Annotated in this window: 17 protein-coding genes; 5 read left to right on the top strand and 12 right to left on the bottom strand. The window is 50.0% G+C overall.

Features of this window, described 5'->3' with window-relative positions; translation table 11 throughout:
- Window positions 1–17: 17 nt before the first annotated feature.
- Both ispA and xseB read right to left on the bottom strand, forming a co-directional pair.
- A complete protein-coding gene (gene ispA, locus D8682_RS10420) occupies window positions 18–917 on the bottom strand; it encodes a (2E,6E)-farnesyl diphosphate synthase (protein ID WP_064549159.1) in 900 nt (299 codons plus the stop codon).
- Window positions 918–1,160, bottom strand: coding sequence for an exodeoxyribonuclease VII small subunit (xseB, locus tag D8682_RS10415; RefSeq protein WP_034493701.1), 243 nt, complete (start codon window positions 1,158–1,160; stop codon window positions 918–920).
- A gap of 204 nt (window positions 1,161–1,364) precedes the next feature.
- Here xseB and thiI point away from each other — a divergent pair, with 204 nt between their 5' ends.
- Entirely contained in the window at window positions 1,365–2,813 is a 1,449-nt protein-coding gene (gene thiI / locus D8682_RS10410; RefSeq protein ID WP_064549157.1) for a tRNA uracil 4-sulfurtransferase ThiI, read from the top strand.
- 86 nt (window positions 2,814–2,899) lie between these two features.
- On the opposite strand, the gene yajL is transcribed toward thiI, so the two are convergent.
- Complete coding sequence (gene yajL / locus D8682_RS10405) at window positions 2,900–3,493, bottom strand: protein deglycase YajL (protein WP_121814220.1); 594 nt, start codon at window positions 3,491–3,493, stop codon at window positions 2,900–2,902.
- Window positions 3,453–4,367 (bottom strand): 2-dehydropantoate 2-reductase, encoded by a 915-nt coding sequence (gene panE / locus D8682_RS10400; protein WP_064549153.1) that lies wholly within the window; start codon window positions 4,365–4,367, stop codon window positions 3,453–3,455. Before panE ends, yajL begins: the two co-directional genes overlap by 41 nt.
- A gap of 138 nt (window positions 4,368–4,505) precedes the next feature.
- On the opposite strand from panE, the gene D8682_RS10395 reads away from it, so the two are divergent.
- A complete protein-coding gene (locus D8682_RS10395) occupies window positions 4,506–4,997 on the top strand; it encodes a YajQ family cyclic di-GMP-binding protein (RefSeq protein ID WP_034457969.1) in 492 nt (163 codons plus the stop codon).
- A gap of 72 nt (window positions 4,998–5,069) precedes the next feature.
- Here the strand turns inward: D8682_RS10395 and D8682_RS10390 are convergent, their stop codons facing one another.
- The 8 genes from D8682_RS10390 to D8682_RS10355 form a co-directional block, all read right to left on the bottom strand.
- Complete coding sequence (locus tag D8682_RS10390; RefSeq protein WP_121814219.1) at window positions 5,070–6,440, bottom strand: MFS transporter; 1,371 nt, start codon at window positions 6,438–6,440, stop codon at window positions 5,070–5,072.
- Between the two features lie 118 nt (window positions 6,441–6,558).
- The gene (gene cyoE, locus D8682_RS10385; RefSeq protein ID WP_064549149.1) at window positions 6,559–7,446 is read right to left on the bottom strand and encodes a heme o synthase; all 888 of its coding nucleotides are present in this window, start codon (window positions 7,444–7,446) and stop codon (window positions 6,559–6,561) included.
- An 11-nt stretch (window positions 7,447–7,457) separates the two neighbouring features.
- Window positions 7,458–7,787, bottom strand: a complete 330-nt coding sequence (locus tag D8682_RS10380) for a cytochrome o ubiquinol oxidase subunit IV (protein ID WP_064549147.1) — start codon at window positions 7,785–7,787, stop codon at window positions 7,458–7,460.
- Window positions 7,787–8,401 (bottom strand): cytochrome o ubiquinol oxidase subunit III, encoded by a 615-nt coding sequence (locus tag D8682_RS10375; RefSeq protein WP_064549145.1) that lies wholly within the window; start codon window positions 8,399–8,401, stop codon window positions 7,787–7,789. Before D8682_RS10375 ends, D8682_RS10380 begins: the two co-directional genes overlap by 1 nt.
- The gene (gene cyoB, locus D8682_RS10370) at window positions 8,391–10,382 is read right to left on the bottom strand and encodes a cytochrome o ubiquinol oxidase subunit I (RefSeq protein WP_121814218.1); all 1,992 of its coding nucleotides are present in this window, start codon (window positions 10,380–10,382) and stop codon (window positions 8,391–8,393) included. Before cyoB ends, D8682_RS10375 begins: the two co-directional genes overlap by 11 nt.
- A 19-nt stretch (window positions 10,383–10,401) precedes the next feature.
- Window positions 10,402–11,349, bottom strand: coding sequence for a cytochrome o ubiquinol oxidase subunit II (gene cyoA, locus D8682_RS10365; protein WP_121814217.1), 948 nt, complete (start codon window positions 11,347–11,349; stop codon window positions 10,402–10,404).
- A gap of 473 nt (window positions 11,350–11,822) precedes the next feature.
- Complete coding sequence (gene ampG / locus D8682_RS10360) at window positions 11,823–13,298, bottom strand: muropeptide MFS transporter AmpG (RefSeq protein ID WP_121814216.1); 1,476 nt, start codon at window positions 13,296–13,298, stop codon at window positions 11,823–11,825.
- Between the two features lie 48 nt (window positions 13,299–13,346).
- Complete coding sequence (locus D8682_RS10355; RefSeq protein WP_064549138.1) at window positions 13,347–13,925, bottom strand: lipoprotein; 579 nt, start codon at window positions 13,923–13,925, stop codon at window positions 13,347–13,349.
- 305 nt (window positions 13,926–14,230) lie between these two features.
- On the opposite strand from D8682_RS10355, the gene bolA reads away from it, so the two are divergent.
- The 3 genes from bolA to clpP all read left to right on the top strand — a co-directional run bounded on the left by bolA (window position 14,231) and on the right by clpP (window position 17,144).
- Window positions 14,231–14,548 carry a transcriptional regulator BolA gene (bolA, locus tag D8682_RS10350; RefSeq protein ID WP_064549136.1) on the top strand — a complete coding sequence of 106 codons (318 nt, stop codon included), beginning with the start codon at window positions 14,231–14,233 and terminating at the stop codon, window positions 14,546–14,548.
- Between the two features lie 355 nt (window positions 14,549–14,903).
- Window positions 14,904–16,202, top strand: coding sequence for a trigger factor (gene tig, locus D8682_RS10345; RefSeq protein WP_064549134.1), 1,299 nt, complete (start codon window positions 14,904–14,906; stop codon window positions 16,200–16,202).
- Window positions 16,203–16,520: 318 nt separating this feature from the next.
- On the top strand, window positions 16,521–17,144 hold the full coding sequence (gene clpP, locus D8682_RS10340; RefSeq protein ID WP_034457992.1) for an ATP-dependent Clp endopeptidase proteolytic subunit ClpP: 624 nt from the start codon (window positions 16,521–16,523) through the stop codon (window positions 17,142–17,144).
- Window positions 17,145–17,220 lie beyond the last annotated feature (76 nt).

Here is a 17,220-nt window from a genome sequence, read left to right as displayed (position 1 = left end):
TAAATTAGAAACTCATCTTATTTATCACGTTGGATGATATAGCTCGCTAACGCTTCAAGTGCGGTAGTGTCTAACGACTGGCGAGCCAGGCCTTCCAGCGCCCGGAGAGATTCCTGATAGAGATCCCACGCTTTGGTTTTGGCATTTTCTAGCCCTAGCAGTGCCGGATAAGTGCTCTTACCCAGTTGCTGATCCGCGCCCTGACGTTTACCCAGTGTCGCGGTATCACCGATGACATCGAGAATATCGTCCTGCACCTGGAATGCCAGGCCGATGCTGTCGGCATAATGGTCGAGTAACGGCAGGGCGTTACGGCCCGCATCACCTGCGCTTAATGCGCCCAGGCGAACTGCTGCACGAATTAACGCGCCGGTTTTATGACGATGAATACGCTCAAGACTTTGTAGGTCAACATGCTGGCCTTCGGCTTCCAAATCTAACGCCTGGCCGCCACACATACCGGCAACGCCACTGGCGGTTGCCAGTTCTTTTACCATCGCCAGTCTGTCTGCAATCGCCACGCCAGCCATTGGCGCATCACTTAGTATAGAAAACGCCAGGGTTTGTAGGGCATCTCCGGCTAAAATGGCGCTCGCTTCACCGAATTTGATGTGGCAGGTCGGTTGGCCACGACGCAAATCGTCGTCATCCATGGCAGGTAAATCGTCATGGATCAATGAATAAGCGTGGATGCATTCGATTGCCGCAGCTGGGGCATCCAGAGTTTCTTGCGCTATGCCGAACATTTCCCCGGTCGCGTAGACCAGGAAAGGGCGCAGTCTCTTGCCACCAAATAGTGCACCATAGTGCATGGCCTCAACCAGAGGAGTGTTCTGAAACGGTAGCGGCGCTAAAAAACGCAGCAGCGCATCGTTGGCCCGCTCGGCGTGGGCCTGCAACTGATGGTTAAAATCCATTTACTCGTTATCCGGGGTAAAAGGCTTGAGTGGAGCGTCTTCGCTATCGTTTAGCAGGATTTGCACGCGTTGTTCTGCTTGCTGCAGTTTCACCTGACCTTGACGTGCGAGCTGCACACCACGTTCAAATTCATTTAACGCCTCTTCGAGTGCTAAATCGCCGCTCTCAAGACGAGTAACTATCTGCTCAAGCTCCACAAGCGCAGTTTCAAAACTGGCCGGGACTTCGGTTTTTTTCGGCATAGTGAATGTCTGACTCTAATAATTTTTGCGACTCTGCAATGGTAGCGGAAACTGGCAAGCAAGTAACCATGAGCATGTTGGTTAGCAGAGGTTAGTGATATACTTGCGCGCCTCGGATGCAGCGGCAACTCGCCGTTGCAGTTCTTTAAGTCTTCCAGCCCGCATGATTAGTCATGCCTGGCTCATCAACGAATCTAAGCCGCCATGAAGTTTATCATTAAATTGTTCCCGGAAATCACCATCAAGAGTCAATCTGTGCGCATACGCTTTATTAAAATGCTCACCGGGAACATTCGCAACGTTTTAAAACACTACGATGAAGATCTGGCGGTTGTTCGCCACTGGGACAACATTGAAGTTCGCGCTAAAGATGAAAATCAGCGTATCGCCATTCGTGAAGCGTTGACCCGCATTCCTGGGATTCACCATATTCTGGAAGTCGAAGATGTGCCGTTTACCGATTTGCACAATATCTTTGAACAGGCGCTGGAGCTTTATCGCGAGCAACTGGAAGGCAAAACCTTCTGTGTGCGTGTGAAACGTCGTGGTAAGCATGAGTTCAGCTCAATTGAAGTTGAACGTTATGTTGGTGGCGGCCTGAATCAACACATTGAATCAGCGCGTGTAAAACTGACTAAACCTGATGTGACCGTTAATCTGGAAATTGAAAACGATCGCCTGCTGCTGGTGAAAGGCCGTTATGAAGGCATTGGCGGTTTCCCGATTGGCACGCAAGAAGATGTGCTGTCGCTGATTTCCGGTGGTTTCGACTCCGGTGTTTCCAGCTACATGCTGATGCGCCGTGGTTGCCGTGTGCACTATTGCTTCTTTAACCTCGGTGGTGCAGCGCACGAAATCGGCGTTAAACAAGTGGCGCACTATTTGTGGAACCGTTTTGGTAGTTCGCACCGCGTGCGTTTCGTGGCGATTAACTTCGAACCTGTGGTTGGCGAAATCCTCGAGAAAGTGGAAGACGGCCAGATGGGCGTGGTGCTGAAGCGTATGTTTGTGCGCGCGGCTTCCAAAGTGGCCGAGCGTTATGGCGTGCAGGCACTGGTGACCGGCGAAGCATTGGGCCAGGTTTCCAGCCAGACGCTGACCAACCTGCGTTTAATCGACAACGTTTCCGATACGCTGATTTTGCGTCCGCTGATCTCTCACGATAAAGAGCACATCATCGATCTGGCACGTGAAATCGGTACCGCTGACTTTGCGCGTACCATGCCGGAATACTGCGGTGTGATTTCGAAAAGCCCAACCGTCAAAGCGGTGAAAGCGAAGATTGAAGCAGAAGAAGCCAATTTCGATTTCTCCATTCTTGACCGCGTGGTTGAAGAAGCAACCAATATCGACATCCGTGAGATAGCCAATCAATCCAAAGAAGTGGTAACGGAAGTTGAAACCGTTGACGCATTTGGCCCGAATGATGTGCTGTTGGATATTCGTTCTATCGACGAACAAGACGATAAGCCATTTAAGCCAGAAGGCGTGGAAGTGGCTTCACTGCCATTCTATAAACTGAGCACCGCATTCGGTGATTTGGATCAGAGCAAAAATTATTTGCTGTGGTGCGACCGCGGTGTGATGAGCCGTTTGCAGGCGCTGTATCTGCGCGAGCAAGGTTTTGAGAACGTGAAGGTTTATCGCGCGTAATTTGTCGGATGACGCTGCGCTTATCCGACCTACAGCAAGAAGTTGTAGGGTGGATAAGCGCAGCGTCATCCACCGAAACGTCAGTATTAATAATCCCGGTAACTGTAAATCCCTGCCGCCAACACCAACTGTTGTGAAACCTCATGAGCTTTCTCACGGCTCACCAGTAAATCAATAATCTTCAGTGCAAAATCAATTGCCGTTCCCGGCCCCTGGCTGGTTAACAAGTTGACTCGCGGGTCCCAGACTATTCGTTTATCCTGCCACTGGGCTTCCGGAATGGTTTCTTTCAGGCCAGGAAAACCAGTCATATTCGCCACTGGAAATAGCTCATGTGGAACGAGTACCGTACCGGCTGCGGCACAAATGGCGGCGACAATACGCCCTGAAAGATGGAACTGGCGCACGGTTTCAACTAACAACGGGCTATCGCGAAAACACTCCGCGCCTTTCAATCCGCCGGGTAGCACGATGATGTCGAACTCTCCGTCTGCCACTTCAATCAGCGGGGCATCCGCCAGTAGTTTTACCCCACGTGAACAGGTTATCGTCAGGTTTCCGTCGCTGGCAACGCTTGCTGTGGTGACGCTAATACCACCGCGAACCAGAAGATCAATTGTGGTGACCGCTTCTGTTTCTTCAGTTCCAGGAGCCAGGCAAACCAGTGCTCGAGCGCTCATATTCATTCTCCTTACGCTTAATCTGTTCATACAAGCGGCTGTTCACTGGCACAGACAGGCCATGGGCGCGCGCGCGTTGCAGTAAATAACCCGTGATGTAATCAATCTCGGTGTGGCGTTCGACTCGCACGTCCTGAAGCATTGATGAGATGTTCGCCGCCGTACTTTCGATAACGTTGCTGACATAATAAAGCAGGTCTTCGGCAGAGGTATGGTGGCCTTCGCGCTCCATCACCACGGCGACTTCCTGGCAAATCTCGGTGATTTCAAATTGATGATGGCGCAGCTCACCGTTCGGGCAATTGTAGAGTGCGGTCAGTGGGTTTATCACACAGTTTACCGCTAGCTTTTTCCAGTTGGCGAACTGAATATCGTTATGCCAGGCCATTTCAGGTAATGCGTGGTGCAGCATATCGGCAAGGAAACTAAAATCGTTGCCCGCTTCGTTTCCTGGTCCAATATGCGTGATGCCGTTCGCGACATGAATAATCAGGTTTCCGTCACGACGCGCCGCATGAGTGGTGACGCCAGACAACAGCGGCTGCGGGATTGTGCGCAATTCTTCAAGTGTACCCATGCCGTTGTGTAGCAGCAGAATAGGGCAGTGTACCGGTAGAGTACTGGCCAGGGTTTTCACAGCACCTGAAACCTGCCAGGCTTTCAGCGTTACCAGCAGTAAATCACTATTGGCGAGAAAATCAGGATCGTTGGCGATAAACGTTTGATTGAAGACGCTGCCATCGGTTTCAATCACGTTGACATGACAAAATGGCTGGGGCACACGCAACCATCCCTGAACTTCATGTCCTTGTTTAAAAAGTGATGCCAGCCAAAGTTGGCCGAGCGCACCGCAACCCAGCACGGTAATTTTCATTTTGCCTCCCCATCAGCGTTTAGCCACTGATGTTGTACATATTCTCTATTATACAGGGCTCTGGGCTGCTTTAACGGGTTGTTTTGCTCGGCTCAGCAGGTATTATGCAACGCAACAAGAAGAGAGGGAGAAGAAAGCATGCCATCTTTTGACATCGTGTCTGAAATTGATATCCAGGAAGTACGTAACGCGATTGAAAACGCGGAGCGCGAGGTTGCAACTCGTTTTGACTTCCGTAATGTGCCAGCAACGTTTGAACTGAATGAGAAAAATCAGTCCATTAAAGTTGCCAGCGAGTCTGATTTCCAGGTTAACCAACTGTTGGATATTCTTCGTGCCAAGCTACTCAAGCGCGGTATCGAAGGGGCTTCAATTGATGTGCCGGAAGAGTTTGTGCACAGCGGTAAAACCTGGAGCGTGGAAGCTAAGCTCAAGCAGGGCATTGAATCTGCTATCGCCAAGAAAATCGTCAAGCTGATTAAAGACAGCAAGGCCAAAGTTCAGGTGCAGATTCAGGGTGAAGAACTGCGCGTAACGGGCAAGTCTCGCGACGATTTACAGGCCGCAATGGCGCTGGTTCGTGGTGGTGATTTGGGTCAGCCGTTCCAGTTTAAGAACTTCCGCGATTAAAGCTCGCCCTCACCCCGGCCCTCTCCTGCAGGAGAGGGGGAAAAGAATATTCCCTCTCCCTCAGGGAGAGGGTTAGGGTGAGGGTTGTTTTACCAACTGCTCAATCTCAAACCTGTTCGTCAGCTTACTGTCGATCTTCACGTAAGCACTGCGCTCCTGCGCAATAATATTCACTTCACTTACGCCCGCTTGAGCCAGCAAACGCTGCTTCAAAGATTCATCGGCGGCGACATCTTCAGGCAGCTCAACTCGTAGGCTGGCGACATAAGGTGGTTCTGTCATGGTGCTACTGACCAGCAGCCATATCATTGCCAGTAATGCTCCCGCCAGGAAGACGGTTTGCGAATCAAACAAGCCATCAATCCAGCCACCCAACGAACCGCCAATCGCCACGCCCAGGAACTGGCTGGTGGAGTAAATCCCCATCGCCGTACCTTTGTAACCCGCTGGCGATTCTTTACTGATCAGCGAAGGTAAAATCGCTTCCATCAGGTTAAAGGCGAGGAAGAACAACTGCACACCCAACACCAGTTCCCAGAAGTGCGGGCCTGAGCCCCAAAGCACGATTTCAGCAATCAGCAGCAGTGCCACGCAGCCAACAAACACGCGCTTCATGCGGCGTTTTACTTCTGCATAAATGATAAAAGGCACCACCGATGCAAAAGCAATAAGCATGGTGCAGAGGTAAATTTTCCAGTGCTCAGCTGCCGGGAAACCGGCTTGTTCGAGCTGGCCCGGAAGGGCGACAAACGTCGACATCAACATAATGTGCAGGCACATGATGCCAAAGTTGAGCTTGAGTAATTTCGGCTCCGCCAGCACTTTGCTAAAGCAGCCTTTGACCATGCCTGACTCGCGGTTCAGCACATGATTTTTGGAATTTGGCACCACCAACAGAGTTATCAGAATGCCGCAGGCTGCCAGAATCGCAATCATCCAGAACAAAGCATTTAAGCCAAGGCTATGAGTAATGATTGGGCCGAGGACCATCGCAATGGCGAACGTAACCCCAAAACTCACACCGATAAACGCCATCGCTTTGGTTCGGTTTTGCTCACGGGTTAAATCAGAAAGCAGTGCCATGACGGCTGCGGCAATGGCACCCGAGCCTTGCAACGCACGGCCAAGGATCACGCCCCAGATAGATTCAGAAAGTGCCGCAATCACGCTGCCGAGAACGAAAATCAGCAAGCCGCCAATAATCAGCGGTTTGCGGCCAATGCGGTCAGAAAGCAGGCCAAAAGGGATCTGGAAGATAGCTTGCGCCAGGCCATAAATACCGATGGCGATGCCAATCAGTGCTTCGCTTGCGCCCTGTAAGGCCATCCCATAAGTAGTAAGAACGGGCAGCACCATAAACATGCCGAGCATGCGCAGTGAAAAGACCGTGCCTAAACCCCACGTCGCACGTAACTCGACGGGCGTCATTTTATAATCGTTCATTACCACCTCAGATAAAATGCAGGCCTTAGTGTAGTGCGTGGGTAAAGGGGGGTAAATGGATACATTGATAGTACTAATAAAAAAGGGCACCGAAGTGCCCTTTTATCAGGTTCAGAACTTACCAGACGTAAGTCAGCAGATTATGTGAATCTGGCACCATGAAATCGACCGACATCATCACGCTCAGTGAAGTGATAGCGACGATGGAAAAGACGAACAGTTTGCGCGCCCAGACTTTATCGTCTTCCACTTTATATCCGCGTAATGCCATGCCCAACCACCAGACGCTCACCGCAGCAGCTACCACCAGATATTTATACCCAGCGTAACCACCCAGAGTCAGCATCAGCGTGGCAACAGCGAACGCAATGATATACAGCGTGATGTGGTTCTTGGCGACCGAAATCCCTTTAACCACTGGCAACACCGGAATGTTAGCAGCCTGGTAATCTTTAAAGCGGAAGATGGCAATCGCATAGGAATGCGGCATCTGCCACAGGCTAAAGATAGCCAGCAGGATCAAAGCACCGGTGTCAAACTCGCCGGTCACCGCACAGTAACCAATCACTGGCGGTGCTGCACCGGAAAGGCTGCCAATCAGTGTGCCGTAGACAGATTTGCGCTTCATGTACAGGCTATAAACGCCGACATAAACCACAAAGCCCATCACGCCTAACCACATGGCTAGCGGATTAGCACCAAACCACAGCAGCATGAAGCCAGCAATACCCAACAAGGTGGCGTATACCAGCGAGGTTTTCGGCGCAATCAGGCCTTTGACCAGAACCCTGTTCTTGGTTCGCTCCATCTTGCGGTCGATGTCGCGGTCGATGAAGTTGTTATATACACAACCCGACGCCACGACCAACGACACCCCAACAAGAGTGGAGATGAACAGGGAATAATCAATGCTGCCCTTTGAGGCCAGTAAAAATCCCCCAATGACAGAAATTAAATTGCCGAAAATAATTCCTGGTTTAGTGACTTGTAGGTACCGCTTCATCATATAGGCTGCTCTTAGTGAACCATCATGTTCTGGTTGAGGTTCCACATAATCCAGATAGAGCCGACCACCAGAATGGCTATTATCAGTGCGGTAAAGACAAAGGCCACCAGGTTCCAACGCTCTTCAGAAGAGGTATTCATGTGCAGGAAGCACACCAGGTGAACCAAAATCTGTACCACGGCACTAACCAGTACCGTGCCGAGAATCACGGCATGGGAGGCTGTTCCTGACATCACCATCCAGAACGGGATTGCCGTTAGGATTATCGACAGGATAAAGCCGGTCAGATACGTTTTAACGCTACCGTGGTGGGCGCCTGCGTGTTCAGTTGAATGACTCATTACATCGCCCCCATCAGATAAACAACAGAGAATACGCAGATCCATACTACGTCCAGGAAGTGCCAGAACAAGCTCAGGCACATCAGGCGAGTACGGTTAGCGCTGGTCAGGCCGCGACGGTAGACGTGGAACATCATCAACGCCATCCAGACCAGACCAGAAGTCACGTGCAGACCGTGCGTTCCGACCAGGGCAAAGAAGCCTGACAGGAAGCCGCTACGATCCGGCCCGAAACCTTCTTTAATCAGGTGATGGAATTCATAGATTTCCATCCCGACGAAGCCCGCACCAAACAGGAAAGTCAGCGCCAGCCAGGAGATAACCTGGCTCTTGTTGTCTTTGTTCATGGCGATGATCGCCATGCCGTAAGTGATGGAGCTGAACAACAGCAGGGCAGTTTCGACCAGCACAAACGGCAGTTCGAAAATGTCTTTCCCTGCCGGGCCGCCGGCAGTGCCGTTCACCAGAACAGCATAAGTAGCAAACAAGCAACAGAACAGAATGCAGTCGCTCATCAGGTAGATCCAGAAACCAAAGACCTTATTGGTTCCTGCATCGTGATGCCCATGCTCAGCGGCGTGGGCGTTAGCGTGAGTGAGAGTTTCAGTTGACATTTTTCAGCCCTGCTTTGGTAATTTCATCGAAATGCTGGTTTTCCAGTTTTTCGACTTCCGCAACCGGAACGTAGTAATCCACATCTTCGTCGAAGCTTTTCGCAATCCAGGTGATGATGATGCCGGCAAAGCCAACAATCGCCAGCCACCAGATGTGCCAGATCATCGCGAAACCAAACACGGTAGCGAACGCGGCAATAATGATGCCCGCAGCGCTGTTACGTGGCATATGAATTTCTTCATAATGCGCTGGCTGTTTGTACGCTTCGCCTTTCTCTTTCATTTCCCAGAATGCATCACGCTCATGAACGTGTGGCAAGTGGGCAAAGTTGTAGAACGGAGGAGGGGAGGAGGTTGCCCACTCCAGCGTACGGCCACCCCACGGGTCACCGGTCAGGTCGCGGTTCTGCTCACGGTCACGAATTGAGACGTAGAACTGAATCAGCTGGCACAGGATGCCCAGAGCAATCAGCGCGGCACCACAAGCTGCAACAACCAGCAGAGTGTGGAACTGCGGATCAATCTGCTGGCTCAGACGACGGGTCATACCCATGAAGCCCAGCACGTACAACGGCATAAATGCTACGAAGAAGCCGATGATCCAGAACCAGAAGGCGCGCTTGCCCCAGGTTTCATTCAGCGTGAAGCCAAAGGCTTTTGGCCACCAGTAAGTCAGGCCTGCGAAGCAACCGAATACCACACCACCGATAATCACGTTATGGAAGTGAGCAATCAGGAACAGACTGTTATGCAGTACGAAGTCAGCACCCGGAACCGCTAACAGAACACCGGTCATGCCACCGATAGAGAAGGTGACGACGAAACCAATGGTCCACAGCATTGCGGAGTTGAACTCAATACGGCCTTGATACATGGTGAACAGCCAGTTGAAGATCTTCACCCCGGTCGGGATGGCGATAATCATGGTGGCGATACCAAAGAAGGCGTTAACGTTCGCGCCGCTGCCCATGGTGAAGAAGTGGTGCAGCCAAACGATGAACGACAGTACCGTAATCGCGATGGTCGCCCACACCAGAGAGGTGTAACCGAACAGGCGTTTTTTCGAGAATGTCGCAACCACTTCAGAGAACACACCAAACACCGGCAGCACCAGAATATAAACTTCCGGATGGCCCCATGCCCAGATGAGGTTGATATACATCATCATGTTGCCACCCATATCATTGGTAAAGAAATGGGTGCCAAGGTAGCGGTCAAGGGTTAACAGTGCGACGGTCACGGTGAAGATTGGGAATGCCGCGATAATCAGTACGTTGGTACACAGCGAAGCCCAGGTAAACACCGGCATTTTGAACATTGTCATGCCAGGCGTACGCATATTAAGGATAGTAACGAAGAAGTTAATACCCGTTAATGTCGTACCAATACCCGAGAGTTGCAGTGCCCATATCCAGTAGTCGACGCCGACCCCCGGACTGTATTCAATGCCTGATAGCGGTGGATAAGCCACCCAACCGGTTTGCGCGAATTCACCTACCCCAAGAGACAGGTTAACCAGCACCACACCCACAACGGTGAACCAGAAGCTCAGGTTGTTCAGGAATGGGAAGGCTACGTCACGCGCACCAATCTGCAACGGCACGACAACGTTCATCAGGCCGATAACAAATGGCATCGCTACGAAGAAGATCATGATTACGCCGTGGGCGGTAAAGATCTGGTCGTAGTGATGAGGTGGCAGGAAGCCTGCTTCTCCGGCGGAGGCCAGCACTTGCTGACTACGCATCATGATGGCATCGGCAAAGCCACGCAGCAGCATGACGATAGCGACGATCACATACATGATGCCGAGGCGTTTGTGGTCAACCGAGGTGAACCACTCTTTCCATAAATATTCCCACTTACCGAAGTAAGTGATAGCTGCAACTAGCGCCAGTCCCCCGACGATAATTGCTGCCACCGTAACCATGATAATGGGTTCATGGTATGGGACTGAATCCAGTGTAAGTTTTCCGAACATCGTATTATTCCTCGGCCCCTTAGTGAGAGGTTTCCGCGTGACTCATGTCCATGCCTTCCATACCTTCATGTGCTGCGTGCTCACCTTCTGGCTGGGTCATGTCCATGCTCTTCCCGTGTCCCATGAATTTGTTAATAACGTCTTTAAACAAATCAGGTTTAACAGCGGAGAAGTATTCGACTTTGTTGTATTCGCTTGGTGCTGCAAGCTTCTCGTAAGTCGCCATGTCATTCATGACTTCTGGAGATTGTTTCGCTTTAGCAACCCATTGGTTAAAGGTATCCATATCCGGTGTGGCGATAGCCTTAAACTTCATACCGGAGAAACCTTTACCGCTGTAGTTAGACGAAATACCGTCGTAGGTGCCTGCTTCGTCTGCAATCAGGTGCAATTTAGTCTGCATACCTGCCATTGCGTAGATCTGGCTACCCAGTTGCGGAATAAAGAAGGAGTTCATCACCGAGTTAGAAGTGATTTTGAATTCCACCGGGGTGTTGGCCGGGAAGGCAATTTCATTAACCGTTGCAATACCTTGCTCTGGATAGATGAAGAACCATTTCCAGTCCATAGCGATAACTTCGATGGTCACCGGCTTCGCATCGTGAACAAGCGGTTTGCTTGGCTCAAGAGCGTGCGTGGTTTTCCAGGTTAGTACCGCGAGGAAGATGACGATAAGGATAGGAATCGTCCAGACCACAGCTTCAACTTTGTTCGAGTGCGACCAGTTGGGGCTGTATTTGGCGTTTTTGTTTGAAGCACGATACTTCCAGGCAAAACCGATAGCCATTGCGATAGCGGGTATAACGACTATCAACATCAGCCCAATAGCTGTCAGTATCAATGAACGTTGTTCCAGTCCAATTTGTCCTTTGGGGTCCAGAAGCGCAGAATCACAGCCACTCAGTAAAAAAGTGCCTGTAATTAATGCCAACCATCCCAAACTTTTATTGTATTTCCTGAGTCTCATTTAACGACCTCAATTCCGGGGAGCTCTAATTGTCGTTTAAAGTGTGAAGGCATTTTACGGGAAGGTTACATTACTGTAAACATGAATGGCGTAGTGTCAGTAGGGTGTTACCGGGTTCTGCCAACAATGTCACATAGAATGCAACAAACTGTAAAATATCGAGATAGCCCGCAGGCTGGCTGAGTTATAACGAAAACCTGCTTTGTCACAAATAGTACAGGTTAATTGGTATAACCAATCATTTTAATAAACATAATTTTAACAAATTAGCATCAATTGCTAAACGAAATGATCTACAAATTTATTTAACCAAAAGCTGAATCGGTTAAAGGCAGGGGGGAAATAATTTTCCTGCTAATAATGTAAAAAAAGAGTTTTGCTGACGAGAAATAATTCACCCCAGACAACGTTGTGTGTTAATCGAACAATATAGTTACACACCGAAACTTATTATTTTTATTTACCTACGACTTCTACATTAAAGCTGTTTTCCGTAAGGCCAGGTAATCAAGTAACCCGCCAAACACAATCCCACCGATAGCAAACAACGCTCCCCACTCCAGGAACTGAATGTTGAACGCCCAATTAGTCAGACCCGTAGCGTTGGTAATCAACACCACAAGCCAGACCGCCAGAAGTGCACAACCTAGCATTAACGCTCTTAGCGCAATGCGATAGGCTGAAGAAAACTCGCTTCGCGGTAAGAAACTATTGTTATTCTGGGTGTATTCCAGCGTGGTTCTGCAAACCAGCAGGAGCAGGATGCCCGGCACTGCTGCAACAACGGAGAATAAATAAAACGTCGGCCAGCCCTGAGCTTCAACGAACCAACCGGCTATCGGCCCCACGTAAACTCGCCCTACGGCGGAGAGTGCAGATAGCAGCGCAAATTGGGTCGCAGAAAACGATTTATTACATAACGTCATCAGCAGCGCGACAAATGCTGCTGTGCCCATACCGCCACAGAGATTTTCAAAGAAGACCGCTGAAGCCATGCTGATCATATGCTTATCGGTTATCGACAGGAGCCAATAACCCGCGTTGGAAACCCCCTGTAAAATGCCAAATATTAGCAGGGCGCGGAACAGCGACAGGCGCTGCATCAAAATGCCGCCGTACAAGGCACCGATAATGGTGGCAATCAGACCCAGTGATTTATTCACCATGCCGACTTCACCCGCGTCAAAACCCACACCACGGATCAAAAATGTGGTGGTTAAACTCATGGCGAATGCATCGCCAAGTTTGTACATCACAATCAGCAGCAGAATGAGCCACGCATTGTTGCGACCAAAAAAATCACGCAGCGGGGCGACGACTGCTTGTTCCAGGCTTCTGGGAACCGGTATCACGTCAGTCGGTTCTGGGGCCAGTAAAGTTGCGATGATACATGGCAACATCAGTGCCGCCATCAGCCAGTACATGCCTTGCCAGCCGAGGTATCTGTCGGCAAGCCAGAGCGCTAAACCACCAGAAACTAACATCGCCAGGCGGTAGCCCAACACGCTGATTGCCGCGCCTGTACCCCGTTCTTCGGCCGGGAGAACATCGGTTTTCCAGGCATCAAAGACGATATCTTGCGAGGCAGAGCAAAAAGCAATAATAACGGCCAGTGCCGCCATCCACCGCAATTGCGAACCGGGTTCCAGAAAACCCATACCGGCAATCGCAACCAACAGCAGTATCTGTGTAATCAGCAACCAACCACGCCGCCGACCGAGCAGCGGTGGCGTATATCTGTCCATCACTGGCGACCACAGGAACTTAAACACATAGGCTTGCCCGACGAGCGAGAAGAAACCAATGGTTTTAAGATCGATGTTCTCAACCGTCATCCATGCCTGAAGTGTGCCGGAGGTGAGAGCGAGAGGGAGGCCAGAAGCAAAGCCTAAAATCAACAGGATGGCTGATTTAGGCTGCTGAAAAAGACGAAGATAATGGTTGGGCATACTTTGCTCTGCAGCCAGCCCGCATGACACGGGCTGGTGGGGTATTAATTAACGAGCGTTCTGCTTAATAAAGTCATGAACGCTGGTGTCCTGGGCCATATCAGCAATGGTATCAGTCAATACAGAGTTTACTGCATTGGCGATATTCTTGTTGGTCGCCTGGAAAGCACCTTCTACGTTGTAATTAGAACGGTAGTTTTTGTTCAGCTTGTTGCCATTTTTCGCCGTCGCAATAATCATGATGTCAGCTTTGGTGGCGATGTTGTAACGCACGCTGCCCTGAGACACGTCAGCATACAATTGGTTTACGATGATTTGCAGGTCAACCGGGCTGCTTGGCCCAACCATATAACCACGAGCAGTCATCTGTTTTTCCAGCACTTCTTGCAGCAGGAAACGCAGGTCACGTGATGGAGTCAACGTCACTAATTGGTTATCGCGGCTGACTTTTGCCAGAGCCTGATCTTTGCGCTGATCTGCACCATTGATACTTACAGTTACGCCCATCAGGCTTGGATCTTGCTGTGGCAGGCTGATAGTTGGAGAAACATCAATGGTGGTTGGTGGTGTTGCGCAGCTGGCCAGCATAAAAATGGCAACCAACGGGAAGAATAATTTTTTTAACATGTTCGCTATCTCAATGTACTCAAGGGGCAGGCAGATAAAAAATCACGCCATCATAACACTGCGGATGCCCAGTGGAAGCAGTTAACGCACGTAATTTCATCGCGTTGCGCTTTTTCTGAGCGGTTGCAAAGCAATCTGACCATTTTGGTCTCGATTAGTGCCGTAATCACATTAAGCTACAGGGGCTTGGGTAAGAAAATCAGACGAAAGCTAAATAATTGTTGTTATTCTGTTATTAAAACGGCAAAAAGCGGCTAACATTTAAAGGGATGAGTGGCATCTCTACGCAGTCGAGGAGAAAGTTCATGATGATACGCGAGCAAATAGAATCAAAATTAAGGGCAGCGTTTGAACCCGTGTTCCTGGAAGTCGTGGATGAAAGCTATCGTCACAATGTCCCGGCGGGTTCGGAGAGCCATTTCAAAGTGGTTCTTGTGAGTGACCGTTTCGCCGGCGAGCGTTTTTTAAATCGCCATCGAATGATTTACGGCACCTTAAGTGCTGAACTCTCTACCACTGTTCATGCGTTGGCTCTGCACACCTACACCATTAAGGAATGGGAAGGGTTGCAGGATACGATTTTCGCCTCTCCACCTTGCCGTGGAGCAGGAACAATCGCCTGAAGTTAACCTTCAGGCTTGCAACTGAGGGAACTTTTCCTTTATGTTGCGGTATATGAATCGTGTTTTATAAACGGCCTGCGGGCCGTTTTGTTTTGTCTGAAATAGCCGTTGTTAACGCAAGGCTTGGGCAATAAATCCAAAAGAACTGTGAAAAGGGCCGCAGCAACACTGTGTTGCCGTTCTCGACTCACCTTGGTGATGCCGCTATAATGCTGCGTCTTATTTTTCGGAATGTCTTCGGGACGATTCTGACGACAGGGAATGTGATTCTGATTCAGAAGGCATCCCGGTTCTGTGAAGCGCAATTGAGCGTTTCCAGAGTTGACCGAGCACTGTGATTTTTTGAGGTAACAAGATGCAAGTTTCAGTTGAAACCACTCAGGGCCTTGGCCGCCGTCTCACGATTACTATCGCTGCAGACAGCATCGAAACCGCTGTAAAAAGCGAGCTGGTCAACGTGGCAAAGAAAGCCCGTATCGACGGTTTCCGTAAAGGAAAAGTGCCGATGACTGTTATCGCACAACGCTATGGCGCTTCTGTTCGCCAGGACGTGTTGGGCGAACTGATGAGCCGCAACTTCGTTGACGCGATCATCAAAGAAAAAATCAATCCAGCTGGTGCACCGAACTACGTTCCAGGCGAATACAAACTGGGCGAAGACTTCACCTACGCGGTTGAGTTTGAAGTGTACCCAGAAGTTGAGCTGCAAGGTCTGGAAGCAATCGAAGTTGAAAAACCGGTTGTTGAAGTGACTGACGAAGACGTTGATGCAATGCTGGACACCCTGCGTAAACAGCAAGCGACCTGGAAAGATTCAGAAGCTGCTGCAACTGCAGAAGACCGCGTAACTATCGACTTCACCGGCTCTGTTGACGGCGAAGTATTCGAAGGCGGCAAAGCATCTGACTTCGTACTGGCAATGGGCCAGGGTCGTATGATCCCAGGCTTCGAAGACGGTCTGGTTGGTCACAAAGCTGGCGAAGAATTCACTATCGAAGTGACCTTCCCGGAAGATTACCACGCTGAAAACCTGAAAGGTAAAGCGGCTAAGTTCGACATCGTTCTGAAGAAAGTTGAAGAGCGTGAACTGCCAGAATTTACTGAAGAATTCATCAAGCGCTTTGGCGTTGAAGATGGTTCTGTTGCAGGCCTGCGTACCGAAGTGCGTAAAAACATGGATCGTGAGCTGAAAGGTGCTGTGCGTAACCGCATCAAGTCGCAAGCAATCGACGGTCTGGTTGACGCGAACAATATCGACGTTCCAGCAGCACTGATCGACAGCGAAATCGACGTTCTGCGTCGCCAGGCTGCACAGCGTTTTGGTGGCAACGAGAAACAAGCGCTGGAACTGCCACGTGAATTGTTCGAAGAACAAGCTAAACGTCGCGTAGTTGTTGGCCTGCTGCTGGGCGAAGTGATTCGTACCCATGAGCTGAAAGCTGACGAAGAACGCGTTAAAGGTCTGATCGAAGAAATGGCTTCTGCCTACGAAGATCCGACTGAAGTTATCGAGTTCTACGGCAAAAACAAAGAACTGATGGACAACATGCGTAATGTTGCTCTGGAAGAACAAGCTGTTGAAGCCGTACTGTCTAAAGCGAAAGTGTCTGAAAAAGCGACTACCTTTAGCGAACTGATGAACCAGCAAGCGTAAGCATAATTTTTGGCATCATCGCCAAAATATTGCTGCATCAAGCCCGTCACCTACTGGTGGCGGGCTTTTTTTATCAGTGACTCTCTGAAAACCCATCAATAAAACGCAGTTTCAGGGTTAGCGTAACAAGAAAAGGTTGTTATGCTTGAAACAGGGTAAGCTCATCCCCATAAATACGGGTATGGCTCAAACATGGATCCCTGACTGATAATCCGTCCAGATAAGGTGATAGGCGGCAAGGAGCGTAGTCTTCTTTTGGCGCCTCAAGTAGAATCAGTGCAGCAGGTATCGAAGGCAAAATTATTCCAGGAGACGGAAATGTCATACAGTGGCGAAAGAGATCAATTTGCACCCCATATGGCCCTGGTGCCGATGGTTGTTGAACAGACATCGCGTGGCGAACGTTCATACGATATCTATTCCCGTCTGCTCAAGGAACGTGTCATCTTTATGACAGGCCAGGTCGAAGACCACATGGCTAATCTGATTGTGGCGCAGATGCTGTTTTTGGAAGCTGAAAACCCAGAAAAAGACATCTATCTCTACATCAACTCACCAGGTGGCGTCATTACCGCTGGTATGTCTATCTACGATACGATGCAATTTATTAAACCAGATGTCAGCACTATCTGTATGGGACAAGCCTGTTCAATGGGCGCCTTCCTGCTGACCGCTGGGGCTAAAGGTAAGCGTTTCTGCTTGCCGAACTCACGAGTGATGATTCACCAGCCGCTGGGTGGCTATCAGGGCCAGGCAACGGATATCGAAATCCATGCGCGCGAAATTCTGAAAGTGAAAGCTCGTATGAACGAACTCATGGCGCAACATACTGGTAAGTCTCTGGAAGAAATCGAAAGAGACACCGAGCGTGACCGTTTCCTCGCGGCAAGCGAGGCGGTAGAGTACGGATTAGTTGACTCAATCCTGACTCACCGTAGCTAACGCCCGAAAACAGTGAGCCGTATACTATAGTTGAAGTAGCGGCTCATAGCGCGCTTACGATTGGCTGCGCCGTAGA

This window comes from Buttiauxella sp. 3AFRM03, assembly GCF_003675305.1.
GTDB lineage: Bacteria > Pseudomonadota > Gammaproteobacteria > Enterobacterales > Enterobacteriaceae > Buttiauxella > Buttiauxella ferragutiae.
This window is presented reverse-complemented; position numbering and strand designations above follow the sequence as displayed.

What these genes read in the sequence shown, in the direction of transcription:
- D8682_RS10375 (WP_064549145.1), bottom strand. Translation starts at nt 8,401, where the DNA reads ATGTCAACTGAAACTCTCACTCACGCTAACGCCCACGCCGCTGAGCAT.
- yajL (WP_121814220.1), bottom strand. Translation starts at nt 3,493, where the DNA reads ATGAGCGCTCGAGCACTGGTTTGCCTGGCTCCTGGAACTGAAGAAACA.
- D8682_RS10390 (WP_121814219.1), bottom strand. Translation starts at nt 6,440, where the DNA reads ATGAACGATTATAAAATGACGCCCGTCGAGTTACGTGCGACGTGGGGT.
- cyoE (WP_064549149.1), bottom strand. Translation starts at nt 7,446, where the DNA reads ATGATGAAGCGGTACCTACAAGTCACTAAACCAGGAATTATTTTCGGC.
- bolA (WP_064549136.1), top strand. Translation starts at nt 14,231, where the DNA reads ATGATGATACGCGAGCAAATAGAATCAAAATTAAGGGCAGCGTTTGAA.
- cyoA (WP_121814217.1), bottom strand. Translation starts at nt 11,349, where the DNA reads ATGAGACTCAGGAAATACAATAAAAGTTTGGGATGGTTGGCATTAATT.
- ispA (WP_064549159.1), bottom strand. Translation starts at nt 917, where the DNA reads ATGGATTTTAACCATCAGTTGCAGGCCCACGCCGAGCGGGCCAACGAT.
- D8682_RS10380 (WP_064549147.1), bottom strand. Translation starts at nt 7,787, where the DNA reads ATGAGTCATTCAACTGAACACGCAGGCGCCCACCACGGTAGCGTTAAA.
- panE (WP_064549153.1), bottom strand. Translation starts at nt 4,367, where the DNA reads ATGAAAATTACCGTGCTGGGTTGCGGTGCGCTCGGCCAACTTTGGCTG.
- thiI (WP_064549157.1), top strand. Translation starts at nt 1,365, where the DNA reads ATGAAGTTTATCATTAAATTGTTCCCGGAAATCACCATCAAGAGTCAA.
- clpP (WP_034457992.1), top strand. Translation starts at nt 16,521, where the DNA reads ATGTCATACAGTGGCGAAAGAGATCAATTTGCACCCCATATGGCCCTG.
- D8682_RS10395 (WP_034457969.1), top strand. Translation starts at nt 4,506, where the DNA reads ATGCCATCTTTTGACATCGTGTCTGAAATTGATATCCAGGAAGTACGT.
- xseB (WP_034493701.1), bottom strand. Translation starts at nt 1,160, where the DNA reads ATGCCGAAAAAAACCGAAGTCCCGGCCAGTTTTGAAACTGCGCTTGTG.
- tig (WP_064549134.1), top strand. Translation starts at nt 14,904, where the DNA reads ATGCAAGTTTCAGTTGAAACCACTCAGGGCCTTGGCCGCCGTCTCACG.
- D8682_RS10355 (WP_064549138.1), bottom strand. Translation starts at nt 13,925, where the DNA reads ATGTTAAAAAAATTATTCTTCCCGTTGGTTGCCATTTTTATGCTGGCC.
- cyoB (WP_121814218.1), bottom strand. Translation starts at nt 10,382, where the DNA reads ATGTTCGGAAAACTTACACTGGATTCAGTCCCATACCATGAACCCATT.
- ampG (WP_121814216.1), bottom strand. Translation starts at nt 13,298, where the DNA reads ATGCCCAACCATTATCTTCGTCTTTTTCAGCAGCCTAAATCAGCCATC.